Annotated in this window: 14 protein-coding genes; 7 read left to right on the forward strand and 7 right to left on the reverse strand. The window is 63.5% G+C overall.

Annotation, left to right across the window (positions count from 1 at the left end):
- Positions 1-14 precede the first annotated feature (14 nt).
- From C8N43_RS15740 to C8N43_RS15750, 3 genes are read right to left on the reverse strand one after another with little or no spacing between them, the layout of a single operon-like run.
- The gene (locus tag C8N43_RS15740; protein WP_107846710.1) at positions 15-1,631 is read right to left on the reverse strand and encodes an FAD-dependent oxidoreductase; all 1,617 of its coding nucleotides are present in this window, start codon (positions 1,629-1,631) and stop codon (positions 15-17) included.
- 5 nt (positions 1,632-1,636) lie between these two features.
- The gene (locus C8N43_RS15745; protein WP_107846711.1) at positions 1,637-2,626 is read right to left on the reverse strand and encodes a YcjF family protein; all 990 of its coding nucleotides are present in this window, start codon (positions 2,624-2,626) and stop codon (positions 1,637-1,639) included.
- Positions 2,623-4,026, reverse strand: a complete 1,404-nt coding sequence (locus C8N43_RS15750) for a YcjX family GTP-binding protein (protein ID WP_170114429.1) — start codon at positions 4,024-4,026, stop codon at positions 2,623-2,625. Before C8N43_RS15750 ends, C8N43_RS15745 begins: the two co-directional genes overlap by 4 nt.
- 94 nt (positions 4,027-4,120) lie before the next feature.
- On the opposite strand from C8N43_RS15750, the gene truA reads away from it, so the two are divergent.
- Entirely contained in the window at positions 4,121-4,894 is a 774-nt protein-coding gene (truA, locus tag C8N43_RS15755; RefSeq protein WP_107846713.1) for a tRNA pseudouridine(38-40) synthase TruA, read from the forward strand.
- Positions 4,894-5,871, forward strand: a complete 978-nt coding sequence (locus tag C8N43_RS15760; RefSeq protein ID WP_107846714.1) for a nuclear transport factor 2 family protein — start codon at positions 4,894-4,896, stop codon at positions 5,869-5,871. Before truA ends, C8N43_RS15760 begins: the two co-directional genes overlap by 1 nt.
- 3 nt (positions 5,872-5,874) lie before the next feature.
- On the opposite strand, the gene C8N43_RS15765 is transcribed toward C8N43_RS15760, so the two are convergent.
- Positions 5,875-6,627 (reverse strand): hypothetical protein, encoded by a 753-nt coding sequence (locus C8N43_RS15765; protein WP_107846715.1) that lies wholly within the window; start codon positions 6,625-6,627, stop codon positions 5,875-5,877.
- Positions 6,628-6,918: 291 nt separating this feature from the next.
- Between C8N43_RS15765 and C8N43_RS15770 the strand changes: the two genes are divergently transcribed.
- Together C8N43_RS15770 and C8N43_RS15775 are read left to right on the forward strand one after the other, a co-directional pair.
- Positions 6,919-10,605 carry a chemotaxis protein CheB gene (locus C8N43_RS15770; RefSeq protein WP_107846716.1) on the forward strand — a complete coding sequence of 1,229 codons (3,687 nt, stop codon included), beginning with the start codon at positions 6,919-6,921 and terminating at the stop codon, positions 10,603-10,605.
- Between the two features lie 73 nt (positions 10,606-10,678).
- Positions 10,679-11,506: a CE1 family esterase gene (locus tag C8N43_RS15775; RefSeq protein WP_245913056.1), complete on the forward strand. Its 828-nt coding sequence runs from the start codon at positions 10,679-10,681 to the stop codon at positions 11,504-11,506.
- On the opposite strand, the gene C8N43_RS15780 is transcribed toward C8N43_RS15775, so the two are convergent.
- Together C8N43_RS15780 and C8N43_RS15785 are read right to left on the reverse strand one after the other, a co-directional pair.
- Complete coding sequence (locus C8N43_RS15780; protein ID WP_107846717.1) at positions 11,478-12,239, reverse strand: ABC transporter permease; 762 nt, start codon at positions 12,237-12,239, stop codon at positions 11,478-11,480. The two genes, C8N43_RS15775 and C8N43_RS15780, sit on opposite strands and share 29 nt — an antisense overlap.
- Entirely contained in the window at positions 12,236-13,165 is a 930-nt protein-coding gene (locus tag C8N43_RS15785) for an ABC transporter ATP-binding protein (RefSeq protein ID WP_107846718.1), read from the reverse strand. The genes C8N43_RS15780 and C8N43_RS15785 overlap by 4 nt, the downstream gene beginning before the upstream one ends.
- A gap of 255 nt (positions 13,166-13,420) precedes the next feature.
- Here C8N43_RS15785 and C8N43_RS15790 point away from each other — a divergent pair, with 255 nt between their 5' ends.
- Positions 13,421-13,759, forward strand: coding sequence for a hypothetical protein (locus tag C8N43_RS15790; protein ID WP_107846719.1), 339 nt, complete (start codon positions 13,421-13,423; stop codon positions 13,757-13,759).
- Between the two features lie 96 nt (positions 13,760-13,855).
- On the opposite strand, the gene rpe is transcribed toward C8N43_RS15790, so the two are convergent.
- A complete protein-coding gene (rpe, locus tag C8N43_RS15795; RefSeq protein WP_107846720.1) occupies positions 13,856-14,530 on the reverse strand; it encodes a ribulose-phosphate 3-epimerase in 675 nt (224 codons plus the stop codon).
- Between the two features lie 101 nt (positions 14,531-14,631).
- Between rpe and deoC the strand changes: the two genes are divergently transcribed.
- The gene (deoC, locus tag C8N43_RS15800; RefSeq protein ID WP_107846721.1) at positions 14,632-15,618 is read left to right on the forward strand and encodes a deoxyribose-phosphate aldolase; all 987 of its coding nucleotides are present in this window, start codon (positions 14,632-14,634) and stop codon (positions 15,616-15,618) included.
- 260 nt (positions 15,619-15,878) lie between these two features.
- Positions 15,879-18,179, forward strand: coding sequence for an aldehyde dehydrogenase family protein (locus tag C8N43_RS15805; protein WP_107846722.1), 2,301 nt, complete (start codon positions 15,879-15,881; stop codon positions 18,177-18,179).
- Positions 18,180-18,227: the final 48 nt, after the last annotated feature.

Consider the following 18,227-nt stretch of genomic DNA (forward strand, 5'->3'; position numbering starts at 1 on the left):
GAAATTCCGCACTCTCAACCGTTCACGTGTTCCCACACTTTGGAGATCACGACCGAGCCTTCGCCCACCGCCGACGCCACCCGCTTGACCGACGCGGCGCGGACATCGCCCACTGCGAAAATACCCGGCGTCGAGGTCTCATAGGCCGATGGCGCGCCGATGGGCTCGCCGGTGCACACGAAGCCCTTGTCATCAAGATCGACGAGGCCGGACAGCCACTCTGTATTGGGCGCAGCACCAACCATGACGAACACCGCCTTGGCGTTCAGCTCCCAATCCATGCCGGAGGCACCGTCGCGGATCACCACCTGCTCCAACGCCTCCTCCCCGCGCAGCTCTTTCAGCTGCGTATGGTAGTGGATGGTGATCGACGGATCGGCCTCGAGCCGGCTGAGCAGATAATCCGACATCGATGCGGCCAGGGACGGCCCGCGCACGAGCAAATGCACATGTTTGGCCGTGCGGCACAGATGCATCGCCGCCTGCCCGGCGGAATTGCCGCCGCCGACGATCACGACCTCTGTGTCGCGGCAATAGCGTGCCTCCAGCTCGGTCGCGGCATAGTAGATGCCCGCGCCTTCCAGCTCTTCAAGCCGGTCCAGCGGCAGGCGGCGGTACTGCACGCCAGTCGCGACCACCACGGCACGTGCGCAGACCTCGACGCCATTGTCGAGCGTCGCGCAGAACAAACCGTCCTCCTTGCGCTCCAGCCCGGTCACCCGGCACGGCATCGCGAAGCGCGTGCCGAATTTCATCGCCTGCACCTCGCCGCGCCAGACCAAGTCCGCCCCTGAAATTCCCGTGGGAAAGCCCATGTAGTTCTCGATTCGCGACGAGGTGCCCGCCTGCCCGCCGACGGCCACATCCTCGACCACCAGTGCCGACAGACCTTCTGCGCCCGCATAGACCGCTGCCGCAACGCCCGCGGGGCCGCCGCCCACGATCAGCACATCGACCACCTCGTCATGGTCCACCTGAATGCCAAGCCCCAGCATCTCGGCCAGCTTTGCGGGCGTCGGCTCCTCAATCACCCGGTTCGCGCCAAAGACCACCAAAGGGCGGGCAAGATCGACCGAGCACGCCTCCGCCTCGGCCTTGGCTTCCGGCGTGCCAAGGTCATGGGTCTGGTAGGGAATTTTGTTGCGCGCGGCGAAATCCACGATCTTCCGGATATTGCGGTCCACATCGGCGCCAATCAGCTTCAGCGAGGTGTCGCTGTCCTCCACCTGACGCCTGCGACGCGCGGCAAAGACAGTGATGATGATATCGCTCATCTCCGGGATTTCCGACATCAGCCGCAGCATCGTCTCGCGCTCGACCTCGATACACAGGCTGTCCTGCGCCGCCCGCATTGGCAGCGACGACACGCCACCCGACAAAAAGGCGATTTCGCCCACAAATTGCGTGGGCCCGAGCGAAAACTTGCCTTTGCGTTCGCGGGTATAGGGGTCCATCAGCTCTATTTCGCCATCGACGAGGTAAATGAACCGGTCCATCGGCTCGCCCACATCCATCACGATCTCGCCCGCGCCGTAGCGGCGCTCCGACCCGGCCCGGCGCAGGGCCGTGACGTGACTGTCATGGAGCGGCGTGCGCACCATCTGGCTGAGGTCGGGGGCAAGTCTTTCCATGTGGTCTACTCCTTCTGGCCCGGGAACAGCCCGGTCATGGCGCGGCGCACCATCCCCGTCACCGAGGGACGATCTGTCGAGACATAGGGCAGAGGGCGGCACACATCCATTGCCGCGACGCCCACGCGCGCGGTGAGCGCCCCGTTGATGATGCCCTCACCAAATCTGCGGGACACCCGCGACAAAATCCCACCGCCCGCAATCGAGCCCACAAGATCGTCGCCTACGGCCACCGCGCCCGTCGCCACCAGATGCGTCAGCACCGCGCGGGTCAGCCGCCAACTGCCCAGAGTGCCGGAGCGGCCACCATAGATTTCCGCGACCCGCCGGATCATGCGCAGGTTAGCCGTCAGCGCCGCGATCAGATCGGCCAAGGCCAGCGGCACGATCGCTGTGACGGTTGCCACCTGGCGCGCAGCCGCCTCGACCTCCCGCATGGCTTGCGCGTCGAGCGGGATCAGCAAATGCGCCTCCGCCGCGGCAAAAACCGCGTCCGCATCAAAGCTGTCGCCCTCGCGCGCCAAAAGCGCCGCGCGACCGGCTTCAAGTTCGGGACGGTTGGCGTAAAGCGTCATCATGCGGGCGCGCACCGCGCGCGCGGCCTTCAGGTCTTGCCCCGCAAGCGCCGCTTCGGCCTCCGCCCGCAGCCCGTCGATCTTCTTGAGCCGTCCAAGGGCGAGCCACTCCTTGCCCGCCACAAGCAGCAGCGCAAAGACAAACAGGCCGGTCAAGCAAACAGCGATCGTACCAAGGATCGGGCTGCGCTCGATCAGCCCGGTCACAAAGTCCCATGCCGCCACACTGGTCACGAACCCGACAAGTGCCAGCAGCGACGACCAGAAAAAACGGGCCAGCCGCGAGGGCTTGCGCGTCACCACGGCCGCGACGGATTGCATGGCGCGCCCCTGCGGGCGCTCTTCGGGCAGCGGCGGAGCGGTCGCGGGGGTCTGTTCCGGCGGAGCGTCCAACTCGATGACGACGGGGCGTTTGCTCATCTCAGGCGATCTCCGATCAGAAATTCCGCCGCGCGGTCAAGACGGATATGCGGCGGCCCCTCGCCCGGGGCGAGGTCGAGTTTGGCGGGCGCGAAATTCATCACCGAATACTCGGCATCGAGCCATTTTTCGGCCGCGTCCCGCGCCGCGCCGATGATCTTGGACGGGTCCGACGGCAGCTCCCCGGGATAGAGCGCGGCCTGCTTGCCGTCGCTGAGCCGCGCGCCGCGCACGACGTCGAGCCCTTGCAGGTGATCCTCCACCGTGGCGCGGACAGCGGCGATGGACATGGCCCCGGTCGCAGCACCCGCGAACTCCGCCCGGTCCTTTGCATCGCGTAGCAGCGCCTCCATGATCGCGGTCAGTCGGGCATGTTGCGAATGGTGCAGATGGTCGGCCTTGGTGGCGGCAAACAGAATTTTCTCGACCCGCTTACCGAACAGAATCTGGCTCAGCCACGCATTCGGTCCGGGGCGAAAAGCACCCAGGATGTCCACCATGGATTGCCGCAAATCATCCACCGCCTGTGGCCCGGCATGGATCGCGCCCAGCGCGTCGACCAACACGATCTGGCGGTCGATGCGCGAGAAATGATCGCGAAAAAACGGTTTGACCACCTTGGATTTGTAGGCCTCGTAGCGCCGCTCGAACTCCCGCCACAGCGATCCGCGCGACGGGCGCTCGACCTGTGGTAACGGCGCGAAAGTCAGGACAGGCGAGCCATCCAACTCGCCGGGCAACAGGAACCGCCCCGGCGTGCAATCCGAAAAACCTTCCGCGCGGATGGCGTGCAGATAGGCCGTGAAATCGGCGGCCAGTCGCTGCGCGGTTGGCTCATCCAGCTTCGCAGAAGGGTCCACCACGCCCAAGGCCGCAAGATACGCGGCCCCCGCTTGTCGCGCTTGCGCGCGCGCCAGCGTCTCCGCCGACCATTCGGCGTAGCTTTTGTCCATCAAACCGAGGTCCAGCAGCCATTCGCCCGGGTAGTCGACGATATCGAGATGCACCGTTTTCGGCCCCGAAACCATCCCCACCAATCCGGAGGGCTGAACCCGCAGGGACAAGCGCAGCTCCGAGATCGTGCGGGTGGAATGAGGCCATTTGGGTTCGGCTCCGGTGAGGTCGGCCAGGTGGCTTTCGAAGTCGAACCGCGCGATCGTGTCGTCCGGCTGCGGATGCAGATAGGCCGTCTGGATCGCCCCGGTCGAGGCCGCCTTCAGCTGCCCCATCCGCGCACGGTCCATCAGGTTGGCGACCAGAGAAGTGATGAACACCGTCTTGCCCGCGCGGCTCAGTCCGGTGACGCCCAGACGGATCGTCGGCTCGAAAATGCCGGTGACAGATTGCGTGGCCCCCTCGACCGAGCGCCCGATGCCATCCACGATGTCGTATAGTATCAAATCCGCCCCTCGCGCCGTTCCAGCCAACATAGGGGCGGGGTCGCCGCATGTGTAGGGCCTTGGCAACCGCGCGCCTCCGCGATACCTGCAAAGGATGCCGCGCTACGCCTTCAAGATCGAGTATAACGGCCAGCCCTTCAAAGGCTGGCAGCGTCAGGACAACCTGCCCACGGTTCAAGGTGCCGTTGAGGACGCCTTGCGCAAGCTGCAGCCGGACTTTGAGACCATCGCCGCCGCCGGGCGCACGGATACCGGCGTGCACGGGCTGGCTCAGGTGGCCCATGCGGATCTTGCGCGAGACTGGGACACGTTCAGGTTGAGCGAGGCGCTGAATTACCACCTCAAGCCGCATCCCGTCGCCGTGCTGGAGACCGCGCCCGTGGCCGACGATTGGCACGCGCGGTTCGACGCCACCGAGCGGCGCTACCTGTTTCGGCTGCTGCACCGCAGGGCACCTGCGACCCACGAGAAGGGTCTGGTCTGGCAGATCAACCATCCGCTCAACCTCGATGCGATGCAAAGTGCTGCGACCTATCTCATCGGCCAGCACGACTTCACCACCTTCCGCTCGACCATGTGTCAGGCGAAATCGCCGGTCAAAACGCTCGATGCGCTGGAGATCGACGAGCGCGCGGTGCCCTATGGCACGGAGTACCGCTTCACGTTCCGCGCGCGCAGCTTTCTGCACAACCAGGTGCGCAGCTTCGTGGGCTCGCTGGAGCGTGTCGGCGCGGGGGCCTGGCCACCGGAGCAGATGAAGGATGCGCTCGACGCACGTGACCGCGCGGCGTGCGGGCCGGTGTGCCCGCCGGGCGGGCTCTATCTTGCCGGGGTCAGCTACCCCAATGATCCGTTTACGGGGCAATGATGGACGGTTTCGATCCCAAATGGCGCGATCCGGAACACTACATTCTGGGCATCACCAAGGCGATCTGGGAAGACCGCGAAATCGGCTCGCTAACGCGCTACTACGGCGAGGATCTGGTCGTCCGGTCACCCGCCTCCGTGGTCAAGGGCAACCGCGGCATCATCGCGGCCACCATGGCGACGCTGGCCGAATTTCCCGACCGGCAGCTTTATGGCGAGGATGTCATCTGGTGCGCGGCCAAGCCTCTGCCCGGCTTTTTGTCCTCCCACAGGCTGATTTGCACCGCGACCCATAGCCATCCGGGCGTCTACGGCGCGCCGACACGTCGGCGCCTGCACTACCGTATCCTCGCGGATTGCTACTGCGCCGAGGATGCCGTGCAGGACGAATGGCTTGTGCGGGATCAGGCCGCCATCGTGTTGCAAATGGGCGGCGATCTGGAGGCGTGGACCCGCGATCTGATCGCGCGCGAGGGCGGGCCCGAGGCCTGTGTGAAGCCCTATACTCCCGCCCGTGACCTGCCCGGGCCATACACCGGTCGTGGCAACAAGAGCGCGACGGCGGACGAGCTGGCGTCGATCCTGCGCGGCATCATGGATGCAGATTTTTCTGTTATTCCGTGCAGTTATGACCGCGCGTGCGCGCTGCACTACCCGCGCCATGAGCATGCCCACGGGACCGACGCCGCGGATCGGTTCTGGCTGGGACTGCGGGCCGCCCTGCCCTCCGCCCGGTTCGAGGTCCACCACCAGATGGGCAGCGACGACGGCATGCTCGGCGCGCGCGCGGCGGTGCGCTGGTCACTGACCGGCCCGCATGATGGATGGGGGCGTTTCGGTACGCCAACCGGGGCGGAGCTGCACGTGATGGGGATCACCCACGCCGAGTTCGGGCCGCGCGGGCTGCGTCGCGAATTCACGCTGATCGACGAGACGGCGATCTGGAAACAGATCCTGCTGGCAAGCGGGCGGGTTTAGGGCCTAGTTCATATGCTCATTGGCGCCATGGCCATTCTTCCGCGCACCATTGGACGGCTCGCTCGCCTGCTCGTTGCCCTGCTGGGTGTCAAGCTGAGGCGGCGCGGGCTTGCGTTCGGCGTCCAGCCGCCCTTCAAGCGCGTCCTGCTGGCATCCGGCCACATAACGCTGCAGCAGCCCAGAATAGAACTTCAGCTCTTCCATCTGAACATCCAGCCGGTCCAACCGGCGTCCGACGGCTTGGGCATGGTCGGTCAACAGCCCGCGCGAATTGGATTGCGACAGCGACAGGATGTCAAACAAGGGCGAGACGATGTCATGCAGCACATCCACCGCGATCCGTTCGCGCACCGTGTGGCTGGCCACGGCCATCGATGGTTCGAACTGGAATATTTCCTTGATCGCGCCGACGTAGTATTTGAAGCGCACCATGATGGAGTCGCCCCCGCCCTCGAACGGGCTCGACAGGATGCGCATGCCCGACAGCACGAGGCCCGGGATCGAATACAAGAAGTCCGGCAGCGATAGAATCCGCTCGCCTGTGCGCAGTTTTGCGATGGCTTCGAGGATGTGTTGCGCCACATCGCGCTGCAACACGCTGAACACGTCGCGGTCCGCGCGAAACGAGTATCTGTTGCGCATTTCGCCATTGGCGATCTCGATAGAGTTAACCAAGATTTCGCCACCACCGCTGCGGGTCAGGTTGATCACGAAACGGTCGGAATCTGTGCTGTCTTCCAGTGTTAAGGCGGTCATAGCTCCCTCATCATTGCAGGGGACACCGTTCGCAGAACAAATGGACTGCTTTCAGCTCGCTTACCCCAGCGCAACCTGACGTCCAAAGGTTAACAAAGAGTTACCATTTCATTAACGGAAAGCCTTTATTTTTCAGTGCCTCGAAATGGCATCAGCAGAGCGACACTTTTTCACTGTGATTTGCTTTCAGTCGCGCTTAATCTAGGCTCCTAATCATTATTAATTAGTAGTCATTTTTATTTCGATCTCCCTTCTTTCGTTACACGCACGCATTTCGAAAGCTGAATCATTATGACGGACGACAGCACGCCGCCCCAGGCAGACACCGCAGAGAAAGAGGCTCAGGACGAAGAGGTTCTGGCGCCACGGCCCGAGCCGCAACCAGACCTGGAGCTGCCGCGCATCATCGGGATCGGGTCATCGGCAGGTGGTCTTGAGGCCATTCGCGAATTGGTCGCCAATTTGCCGCGCGACGTGAACTGCGCCTACGTCGTGGTCCAGCACATGTCGCCGCAGCACAAAAGCCTGATGACGACGCTGATCTCATCGGAAACCACGTTGAGCGTCGTGGATGCCGGTGACGGCGTGAAGCCGCAGCCCAACACCGTGTATGTCACGCCACCGCGCACCGATATCATCATCGAGAACGGCGTGCTGAAGATGGTCGAATACGACCATGAGCCGGGCAAGCCGAAGCCATCGGTCAACCGCTTCCTGATCAGTCTCGCCGAAGATCAGGGCTCTCGGTCGATGGGGATCATCCTGTCGGGTACGGGCAGCGACGGGGCGTATGGCGTGCAGGCGATCCGCGAGGCGGGCGGGATCACGATCGCTCAGGACGACGTTTCCGCCAAGTATGACGGGATGGCCAACGCCGCGATCGAGACCGGCTGCGTGGACCTTGTGCTGCGCCCCAGCGAGATCGGCATCCACCTGCTCAAGATTCTCGATACGGCCCGTGACTTTGAACAATTCCGCGCCGATGGCGAGCGCGGCTCGCCGATCTCGGAAATCCTGCAAATCGTGCTGGCCCGGACTCGTGTGGATTTCCGCGACTACAAACCATCTACCGTGCAGCGGCGGATCGAACGGCGCCTGACCGCGCTTGGCATCAGCACGCCCGAGGAATACATTGAATACAGCCGCAACGAGCCGCGCGAGGTTGACGCGCTGTTCAAGGACTTGCTGATTTCGGTCACGCGTTTTTTCCGCGACAAATCAGAATTCGAAGCTCTGGAAGAGCAGATACACCACCTCGTGGAGAGCCGAAGCGATCGGCCCCTTCGCGTCTGGGTTGCAGGTTGCGCCACCGGCGAAGAGGTCTATTCGATCGCGATGCTTCTCGCAGAAGCGATGGGCGGTCCGGCGGAACTGGTGCGTTCCAAAACGCAGATCTTTGCCACCGACATCGACCGCGAGGCGCTGCAGATCGGGCGCAAGGGCTACTACCCCCATGGCGCGCTTTATGACGTGCCGAAGGCGCTTGCGGAGAAATACTTCATCCACCAGGAAAATGGCGTCCGGGTGATCGAAGCGCTGCGTTCAGTGATTTTGTTCTCGGATCACAATCTGTGCCAGGACCCGCCCTTCCTGAACATGGACCTGATTTGCTGCCGCAACTTGCTGATCTATTTCGGCGCGAAGTTGCAATCGAAGGTGCTCGCCCGGCTCCATTACGCCATGAATTCCAGCGCGTTGCTGTTCGTCGGCACGGCCGAGGCGGTGACCGGGGCGGATCAGCTTTTCGCCCCCGCCAGTGACAAGGCGCATATCTACGGCAAACGCGCGCTGACAGCCAAGGCCGGCTACCAGCGCGGGGCGCTCAGTGCCAGCAGCTGGACGCAGCGGCGCAAAGAGCGCGAGGATCGCGAACGCAACGACTCCAAGAACGAGGGCGGTGACCGGGCGATGTTCGACATGCTGGCGCGTTCGCTCGGCGACAACGCCATTCTGGTCAGCAACGAATTCTCCTTCCTGCGGATCTACGGCGACATCAGCCCCTATATCGACATGTCAGAGGGCAATGTGCTGAACATGCAGCTCAGCCTGCTGAAAAGCCCCTACCGCGAAGAGGCGCGCAGCCTCGTTACCCTGGCCCTCAAGCATGGCCGCCGCCGCATCGGTGGACGGCATTACACGGGCGAAAAGACCGACACAGAGGTGCGGCTGGAGGCGCTCCCCGTCCGTGGGCAAGAAGATCAGGACCACATGGCGATCCTTGTCATCAACGAGACCCCTGCGGCCAATCGGGAGATGCCGCAATCGGGCGATGATGACGCATCGGATCTGAGCGGCGAGCACCTGCGAGAGCTTGATCTTGAGCTCGCCAACGCGCGCGAGGCGTTGCAGCAGACGATTGAGGAGCTCGAGACCTCCAACGAGGAGCTGCAGGCGCTCAACGAAGAACTGCAATCGACCAACGAAGAGCTTCAAGCCACCAACGAGGAGCTGGAAACCTCCAACGAAGAGCTGCAATCGACCAACGAAGAGCTGATCACGGTCAACGAAGAGATGCAGGTCAACTCGTCCGAATTGATGGCGCTGAACGCCAAGCTCGGCTCGGTCCTTGGCAACGTCCCGATGCCCTTGCTGGTGCTGGACACGGCCCTGCAAATCTCGTCGGCAAGCCACGATGCGGTGGAAATCTTCAACATCAGCACGCCGCTGAAGCTGCCCCATCTCAGCCAGATCAACCTGCCCCAGGGCTTCCCGAAGATCGTCGAGGTCGCCAATCGCGCGCTGCAATATGGCGAGCTGATCACCATCGACTTCGAGTCCCAGGGCCACCTGTTCAATCTGCAATGTGCGCCCTTTACGGGCGAGGCTGGGCAGCTGATCGGGGCCACCATGGTCTTCATGGAGACGCCGTCCGCGCGCAATATCGAAGAGGACGAGCAGCTCGTTGTGCGCAACGCACCGCTGCATTTCCTGCAATTCGACGAGGAGGGCACGGTCGAGGCGATCTCCGAGCAAACGGCGGAGGCGCTCGGCGTCGTGGCAGAGCAGATCCGCGGCGGGCCCGTCGCCGCGGCCTTCCGAAACACGGACATCAAGGTCCGGGGCCATGATGTCTCGGAGATCCTGCTCAAGGGGCTCGACAGTAGCCTTCTGATGCCAATGGTGCGTGCGCCGGGAAGCAAGCCCCGCTGGGCGTCTGTGCAGCGCTTCAGCTACACCTCCGAGGACGGCAAGGTCTCGACGGTGATTGCAGGCAGCGATGTCACGGAAGTGCTCGACAGCAAGGCGCATGGGGAACAGCTCAACGACGATCTGGTCACGACCCTTGATACCAGCGGCGTTGGCTACTGGACGGCCGACATGAAGACCGAGGAAGTCGCCTGGTCCGACCGGGTCTACAAGATCCACGGCCTGTCCCCGGACGCCTATACGCCCGATCTGCGGCGGGCCATCGATTTCTATCACCCGCAGGACCGCGCCGACGTACGCGCCAAGCTCGATGCCGCGATGAAAAGCAACGCGCCGTCCCAAGCCTTCCGCAAGCGCATCTTCCACACCGACGGGCGCCTGCGGTGGATCGAGGGCACAATTTCCACGCGCGCCGGGCTGGAGGGCGGATCGTCCTATCTGATCGGGACGTTCCGCGATGTCAGCGACGAGGTTTTGACGGAAGCGCGCTTCGAGCAGATGCAGAAGCTCAACGTGAAAAGCGGCATGGGCTTCATGTCCTACGATGTGCTGACCCAGCACGCGTTCTGGTGCCCAACCGCTTATTCGGTGCTGGGCTTCAGCCCCGACCAGAAGCCGGGCTACGACACTTTGGTGGTCCGACTGCATCCCGACGATATCGAGGCGTTCACAAAGCTTCACCGCGACGCGCTGACGTCGGGTGCAGGCTTCGACACGACCGTGCGCGTTGTGGGGCCCAGCGAGGAGTTCCGCGTCAACATCATTGTCGACACAACGCTCGATCAGACCGGCAATTGCACGCATTATTACGGAACGGTCAAACGGGTTTGACGGCTTTGTGACATGCGCCCCGCGCGGCTCTGCGCTAGGCCTTGGGTTCAACCTGACGGCCGAGGGAACGGGAATGGGGATGCAGATACTGAGAAATCTGGCGCGCGGGCTGGCCGCGAGCGTTGCAATGTCGCTGCCCGTGGTGGCGCAGGAGCCTGCGCCTTGCGGCGCGGAAGTCCCCTGCCCGGTTGGCGCCCGTTCCTATCACCTTCTGCCGCCCGATGATTGGGACGGGGTGACGCCCCTGCCCGTGCTGCTTCATTTCCACGGCTGGGGGCGGCAAGGCACGCTTATCGTCAAGCACAGCCGCATCGCAGGCGCGACCCGCCCGCGCGGCGTCCTGCTTCTGGCCCCCAATGGGCGTGGCAAGACATGGGATTTCTGGCGTCCGGAAAGCCCTGACAGCGACTTCGCGGATGCCGTGCTGGAGGACGCCGCCACCCGCTTTCCCATCGACCGCGACCGGGTGTTCGTGTCGGGCTATTCCTATGGCTCCGCGATGGCATGGCGGTACGCGTGCGAGAATGGCGCGGGCGTGCGCGCTCTGCTCGCGGTCTCCGGCACGCTGGATCAAAGTGAGATCTGCGAGACCGCGCCCGCTGAGATCCGCCATGTCCACGGGCTGAAGGACACGGTGCTCGACTTCCCGTTCGGCCCGGACGGCGACACGACCTACCCCGTGGCGCTCTGGCGCGACCATTTCGGCTGCGGCGATGTGGCGAGGTCGGCGCAATATTCCACGACCGAGAAAGATCACTTCGAACGCTCGGTCTGGGACGGCTGCGCGCGCGAGGGCCGTGTGGTACTTGATGTGCACCCGCGCGGGCATTTCATCCCACGCGGCTGGTTCGCCTACCAGTTGGACGAGCTGCTCAACTCTTCAGCCGATAACCGGTCTTGAAGATCCACCAGATCACCGTCAGGCAGGCCACGGTAAACAGCGCGATGGCAAACAGGCTGACCCCGATCGCCACATCCGCCTCGCCGAAGAACGACCAGCGAAAGCCCGAGATCAGGTAGACCACCGGGTTGAACATGGTCACCGTCTGCCATACCGGCGGCAGCATCGAGATCGAGTAGAACGAGCCGCCAAGGAAAACCAGCGGCGTGATCACCAGCAACGGGATCAGCTGCAACTGCTCGAAATTCCCCGCCCAGATGCCGATGATGAAGCCCAGCAGCGCGAAGCTGAGGCAGGTCATCACAAGAAAGGCCAGCATCGCCACCGGGTGCGCGATGTCGAGATCGACGAAGAAATGCGCGGTGACGAGGATCACGATCCCGATGAACAGCGACTTGGTCGCCGCCGCCCCCACGTATCCGATGACAATTTCCAGGAAGGAGATCGGCGCGGACAGTAGCTCGTACACCGTGCCGATGAACTTTGGAAAATAGATCCCGAACGACGCGTTCGCCGTGCTCTGGGTCATCACCGACAGCATGATCAGGCCCGGCACGATGAAGGCGCCGTAGCTGACGCCCTCGACCGTGTCGATGCGGGAGCCGATGGCCGCGCCGAACACCACGAAATAAAGCGAGGTGGACAGCACCGGGGAGACGAAGCTTTGCGTCAGCGTGCGGAAAAAGCGCGCCATCTCAAAGACGTAGATGGCCTTGATCGCGGTCCAGTTCATGCCGATTGCTCCTCGACCAGTCCGACGAAGATATCCTCCAGCGAGGATTGCGACGTCGCCACATCCTTGAGCGTCAGCCCCGCCTTCGCGACCTCGGAGAGCAGCTTGGTGATGCCCGTCCTCTCGCCCTTGGTGTCGTATGTGTAGATGAGATTGCGCCTTTGATCGCAAAGCCTGAGATTGTACTGCGACAGGGCCTTTGGCACCGCCTCGAGCGGCTCTGACAGCTCGATCCACAGCTCCTTCTGACCCATCTGCGTCATCAGCTCCGCCTTGCCCTTGACCAGCAGGATCTCGCCCGCATTGATCACGCCCACCCGGTCGGCGATGGCCTCCGCCTCTTCGATGTAATGCGTGGTCAGGATGATCGTGACGCCATCGGCCTTGAGACCGCGTACGATCTCCCACATGTCGCGGCGCAGCTCGACATCAACGCCCGCTGTGGGCTCATCCAGAAACAGCACCCGCGGCTCGTGGGCCAGCGCCTTGGCGATCAGCACCCGGCGTTTCATGCCGCCCGACAGCTCCTTGATGCGGGCGTCCTTCTTGTCCCACAGGCTGAGCTGGCGCAGGATTTTCTCCAGATAGGCGTCGTCGCGCCCCTTGCCGAACAGTCCACGCGAGAAGCGCACCGTGTTGATCACCTTCTCGAAGGGCTCCAGCGCGATTTCCTGTGGCACCAACCCGATCAGGCGCCGCGCGGCGCGGTAGTCCGTGGTGATTTCGTGGCCGCCCACGGTGATCCGCCCAGCAGTCATATTGACCATGCCGCAGATGATCGAGATCAGCGTGGTCTTGCCCGCGCCATTGGGGCCGAGCAGGGCCAGGATTTCGCCCTCCATGATATCGAGCGAGACGCCCTTGAGTGCCTGAAAGCCCCCGTCATAAGTCTTGGTGACGTCGCTGGCGGATACGATGGCGGACATGATCTCTCCTGTGTTGACGCCTGATGTAGAGCTCACGGCGCTGTGAGGGAAGGCCGAGTTCTGTGCGCGTGTGCACGGCGATGTGCAAGATAGTGGGTCCGTGCCCCGACCGGACCTGCGAAACAATGCCTCTGGCATCCCAGCATTGTTTCCGTGTAAGTGACCTTAAGGTCAGTTTGTCGCCCGACCGTTGCCCGCGTCCGCCAGCACAGCGCCGCGTCGCATCCCGGGCGGCACGTTAAAAGAGTACCCGGCTTGAGCCTGCAGCAGATCGACACGATGATCGATTTCGCCATCGCGCGAATCTCCCATGGCCCCGAAGGCTACCGTGCCGTCGTCCGCGACATGGCCACTGAGTGGCCGGACGTGACCGGCGCACAGCTGGTTTTCGTGCTGGTCAGCGCCGCGCACGCGGTCGAGCAGGTGTTCGGCGGGGCGCTGGACCCGCGCGCCGAAGTGCAACAGACGTTTCGCCTCGCCGCTCTGCTGGCCTCCGACCTGTTTGCTTTGCAGCAGCAAGGCAATTACGCGCCGACGGGCCGGGATATGACGGCCTATTGGCGCGCCAATGATCCGTATTTCCTAGAGTTATGAGGGGGAACGCGCGTCGACGCGCGTTCGAAAATGCGCCTTCAAAGGCGCATCAAGACGGGATTTGCAAATCCCGTCAGAAAGGCCGTTCGAACGGCCTTACGCGTAAGACGCGCGGATCGCCTTGATATTGGCCCCATAGGGCGCGGGATCAGCGACCGACCCACCTTTGAAGACCGCGGAGCCCGCCACCAGCACATCCGCTCCGGCCTTGACCAGCCCGGGCGCCGTCTGCGGCGTCACGCCGCCGTCGATCTCGATCAGGACCTCGCGGTCGCCGATCATCTCACGCAGCCGGGCCACCTTGCCCTCCAACGGGATGAATTTCTGCCCACCGAAGCCCGGGTTCACCGTCATCACACAGATCAGGTCGGTGAGGTCCAGCAAATGTGCGACCGCCTCCGCCGGGGTGCCAGGGTTCAGCGCCACACCCGCCTTGGCTCCCGCCCCGCGGATCGCCTGCAGGGTCCGATGGATATGCGCGCCGGCCTCGACATGGGCCGTGATCACATCGGCGCCGGCTTCGGCAAAGGCTTCGATATAGGGATCGACCGGCGCGATCATCAGATGTACATCCATCACCGTCTTGATATGCGGGCGGATCGCGCGGCAGGTGTCGGGGCCGAAGGTGATGTTGGGCACGAAATGCCCGTCCATGACGTCCACGTGGATCCAGTCCGCGCCCTGCGCTTCCACGGCCTCGATCTCGGCCCCGAAATTGGCGAAATCGGCGGCAAGGATGGAGGGGGCGATCTTGATGTCTTTGGCGGTCATGGCGGGGCTCCTGATCTTTCCCCTTCCCTAGCCGCGTTGCGACGCGCCGTCAAAGCGTCTGCCGCCTTGCGGTCCGGCTCTTGCGCGATCAAAGTGGGCGTATGGAACAGACCCTCGCGCCCACGACGCAGCTGCCGCAAGTGCACCTGCCCCGCAACCCCGGCACGCCGCTCGATCTGGACTGGGTCGCGCGGGTGCAGGCCAACACCTCCGCCATCGAGCGGCGTGCAGCCACCTTGCCAGGCAGGCGCAGCGTCAAGAAGGACCATCAGGCCGCATGGCTTTTGAAGGCGGTGACCTGCATTGATCTGACCACGCTGTCGGGCGATGACACCGTGGGCCGCGTGCGCAGGCTCTGCGCCAAGGCCCGCCAGCCGATCCGCGCCGATATCCAGCAGGCGCTTGGCGTCAGCGGCATCCAAACGGGCGCAATCTGCGTCTATCACGACATAATCGAGACCGCAGTCGCCGCTCTGGATGGCTCCGGCATTCCGGTCGCCGCCGTCTCTACCGGTTTCCCCGCTGGCCTGTCGCCGTTCCATCTGCGGGTGGCCGAGATCGAGGAGAGCGTCAAATCAGGCGCGCGCGAGATCGACATCGTGATCTCCCGCCGCCACGTGCTGACCCAGAACTGGCAGGCGCTCTATGACGAGATGCGCGCCTTCCGGCAGGCCTGCGGTGACGCCCATGTGAAGGCCATTCTCGCCACCGGCGAGCTGGGTAGCTTGCGCAATGTCGGCCGCGCCTCGCTCATCTGCATGATGGCGGGGGCCGACTTCATCAAGACCTCCACCGGCAAGGAGAGCGTCAACGCGACGCTGCCCGTCAGCCTCGTGATGATCCGCGCCATCCGCGACTTTTTCGACGCCACAGGCTACCACGTCGGCTACAAGCCCGCGGGCGGGATCTCCAAGGCGAAGGACGCGATCACCTATCTGGCGCTGATGAAGGACGAGCTGGGCCATCGCTGGCTGCAGCCCGACCTGTTCCGCTTCGGGGCGTCGTCACTGCTGAACGATATCGAGCGCCAGCTCGAACACCACGTCACCGGCGCCTACTCCGCCTCCTACCGTCATCCGATGGGATAGAAAATTGTTCCGGATTACTAGTTTCGCTGTAGTCTTCTCGTCGCTTTGCCATCCTCTGGCGGCTTCGGAAGGTGATTTCGCTTTGTACAGAAATTCAACATTGGACCCATCATTTCGGATCTACATCGCTTCATTCGATTCTGTAGAAGGCGCACGATACAATTCAGAGAACTGTTGGCTAGCAGCCGAATTGTTCCAAAACCAACCCGGGATCAAAACTCGTTATTGGTGTGAGCCTTCTGAGGCAAAGGAAGACTGAAATGACCGTCAAAGAAATCTTCGAGACCATGGAGTACGGCCCCGCCCCCGAAAGCGCCGCCGAGGCCTTCGCGTGGCTGGACGGCAAATCCCGCAGCTTCGGCCACTTCATTTACGGCGCGTTCACCGATCCGACCTCTGACTTCACCTCCAAAAATCCCGCCACGGGCGAGGTTCTGGCGTCGCTCTCCCAAGCGCGGCCCGTTGACGTAGAGGCAGCCGTGACCGCAGCCCGCAAGGCGCAAAAGGCATGGGCCAAATCCGGCGCCACCCGCGCCCGGTATCTCTACGCCCTCGCCCGTGCCTTGCAAAAGCATTCCCGCCTCTTTGCGGTGCTCGAGACGCTCGACAACGGCAAACCGATCCGCGAGGCGCGCGATATCGACGTGCCGCTAGCTCAGCGCCATTTCTACCACCACGCAGGCTTCGCCCAGCTGATGGAAGCAGAGTTGCCAGACCGCCAGCCGCTTGGCGTCTGCGGTCAGATTATCCCGTGGAATTTCCCGCTGCTGATGCTCGCGTGGAAGATCGCGCCGGCCCTCGCCATGGGCAATACGGTCGTGCTGAAACCCGCCGAATACACCTCTCTCACGGCCCTGCTGTTTGCCGAGATATGCGCGCAAGTCGGCCTGCCCAAGGGCGTCGTGAACATCGTCACCGGCGACGGCGCGGTGGGCGAGATGATCACCGGGTCGGATGTCGACAAGCTGGCCTTTACAGGCTCGACGGAGGTTGGTCGCATCATCCGCCGCGCCACCGCGGGCTCCGGCAAGGCGCTGTCGCTCGAGCTGGGCGGCAAGTCGCCCTACATCGTATTTGATGACGCCGATCTGGATTCAGCCGTCGAAGGCCTCGTCGATGCGATCTGGTTCAATCAGGGACAGGTCTGCTGCGCGGGCTCGCGCCTGCTGGTGCAGGAAGGCATCGCCGAGACGTTCTACCGCAAGCTCAAGACCCGGATGGAGGGGCTACGCATCGGCGATCCGCTCGACAAATGCATCGACGTGGGCGCGGTCGTGGACCCGATCCAGCTGGCGACGATCTCGGACATGGTGGCCTCCAACGACGAGGGCGAGGTGTTTCAGGTGGCCGCCCCCGAGGGCTGCTACTACCCGCCGACGCTGATCACCGGCTTGCACACCGCGTCCCGGCTGATGCAGGAGGAAATCTTCGGCCCCGTCCTCGTCTCCACCACTTTCCGCACACCCGCCGAGGCCGTCGCGATGGCCAACGACACCCGCTACGGGTTGGCCGCAACGGTGTGGACCGAGAACATCAACCTCGCGCTCGACATTGCTCCCAAGCTGGTCTCCGGCATTGTCTGGGTGAACTCCACGAACCTGATGGACGCCGCCGCGGGCTTTGGCGGCGTGCGGGAAAGTGGCTTCGGGCGCGAAGGCGGCTGGGAAGGGCTGGCGGGCTATACCAAGCCCAAGGAGAGGCCAAAACCGCCAAAAGCCATCGAGGCATTCGCTGGTAAAGGCGGGCTCTCCGACCCGATCGACCGCACCGCGAAACTCTATATCGGCGGCAAGCAGGCGCGGCCCGATGGCGGCTATTCTCGCGTGGTCTACGGGCCAAAGGGCGACGCGTTGGGCGAGGTCAGCCTTGCCAACCGCAAGGACCTGCGCAACGCGGTTGAGGCGGCGCACGCGGCCAAAGGATGGTCCAAGACTACGGGGCACCTGCGCGCGCAAATCCTGTATTACATGGCCGAAAACCTGTCGGCGCGCGCCGACGAGTTTGCGAGCCGTATCAAGGACATGACCGGAAAGCAGGGCCGGGACGAGGTCGAAGGCGCGATCCAGACGCTTTTTACCTATGCCGCTTGGGCCGACAAGTTCGACGGGCAGGTCCACGGCGTGCCGATCCGCGGCGTGGCGCTCGCCATGAAAGAGCCCGTGGGCGTCATCGCCGCCCTGTGCGACAGCCGACCCCTTGCTGGCCTGATCGAGGTGATCGCGCCCGCCATGGCGATGGGAAACCGCGTCATCGCCGCCGCGTCCCAACCCTTCCCTCTGGCCGCGACGGACTTCATTCAGGTGCTCGAGACGTCTGATGTGCCCGGGGGTGTCGTGAACCTGCTGACCGGCGATCACAGCGATGTCGCAGGTCACATGGCGGCGCATATGGATGTGGATGCGGTCTGGAGCTTTTCGGACCCGAGCCTGGCCCAGCAGATCGAGGAGGCCTCGGCGAGCAATCTCAAGCGCACCTTCGTCGCGCCCAGTCCGGGAAGCGCGCGCGACATGCTACGGGCCTCGACCGAGGTCAAGAATATCTGGGTGCCCTACGGCGAGTAGGCGGTGCCAAACTTTCCCCGAAAGTTTGGTCCAAAATCTTCATAAGAT

It is taken from the genome of Litoreibacter ponti (assembly GCF_003054285.1).
In the GTDB taxonomy this organism is placed as follows: domain Bacteria; phylum Pseudomonadota; class Alphaproteobacteria; order Rhodobacterales; family Rhodobacteraceae; genus Litoreibacter; species Litoreibacter ponti.

What these genes read in the sequence shown, in the direction of transcription:
- C8N43_RS15745 (WP_107846711.1), bottom strand. Translation starts at nt 2,626, where the DNA reads ATGAGCAAACGCCCCGTCGTCATCGAGTTGGACGCTCCGCCGGAACAG.
- C8N43_RS15780 (WP_107846717.1), bottom strand. Translation starts at nt 12,239, where the DNA reads ATGAACTGGACCGCGATCAAGGCCATCTACGTCTTTGAGATGGCGCGC.
- C8N43_RS15765 (WP_107846715.1), bottom strand. Translation starts at nt 6,627, where the DNA reads ATGACCGCCTTAACACTGGAAGACAGCACAGATTCCGACCGTTTCGTG.
- rpe (WP_107846720.1), bottom strand. Translation starts at nt 14,530, where the DNA reads ATGACCGCCAAAGACATCAAGATCGCCCCCTCCATCCTTGCCGCCGAT.
- deoC (WP_107846721.1), top strand. Translation starts at nt 14,632, where the DNA reads ATGGAACAGACCCTCGCGCCCACGACGCAGCTGCCGCAAGTGCACCTG.
- C8N43_RS15760 (WP_107846714.1), top strand. Translation starts at nt 4,894, where the DNA reads ATGGACGGTTTCGATCCCAAATGGCGCGATCCGGAACACTACATTCTG.
- C8N43_RS15770 (WP_107846716.1), top strand. Translation starts at nt 6,919, where the DNA reads ATGACGGACGACAGCACGCCGCCCCAGGCAGACACCGCAGAGAAAGAG.
- C8N43_RS15775 (WP_245913056.1), top strand. Translation starts at nt 10,679, where the DNA reads ATGGGGATGCAGATACTGAGAAATCTGGCGCGCGGGCTGGCCGCGAGC.
- C8N43_RS15740 (WP_107846710.1), bottom strand. Translation starts at nt 1,631, where the DNA reads ATGGAAAGACTTGCCCCCGACCTCAGCCAGATGGTGCGCACGCCGCTC.
- C8N43_RS15785 (WP_107846718.1), bottom strand. Translation starts at nt 13,165, where the DNA reads ATGTCCGCCATCGTATCCGCCAGCGACGTCACCAAGACTTATGACGGG.
- truA (WP_107846713.1), top strand. Translation starts at nt 4,121, where the DNA reads ATGCCGCGCTACGCCTTCAAGATCGAGTATAACGGCCAGCCCTTCAAA.
- C8N43_RS15805 (WP_107846722.1), top strand. Translation starts at nt 15,879, where the DNA reads ATGACCGTCAAAGAAATCTTCGAGACCATGGAGTACGGCCCCGCCCCC.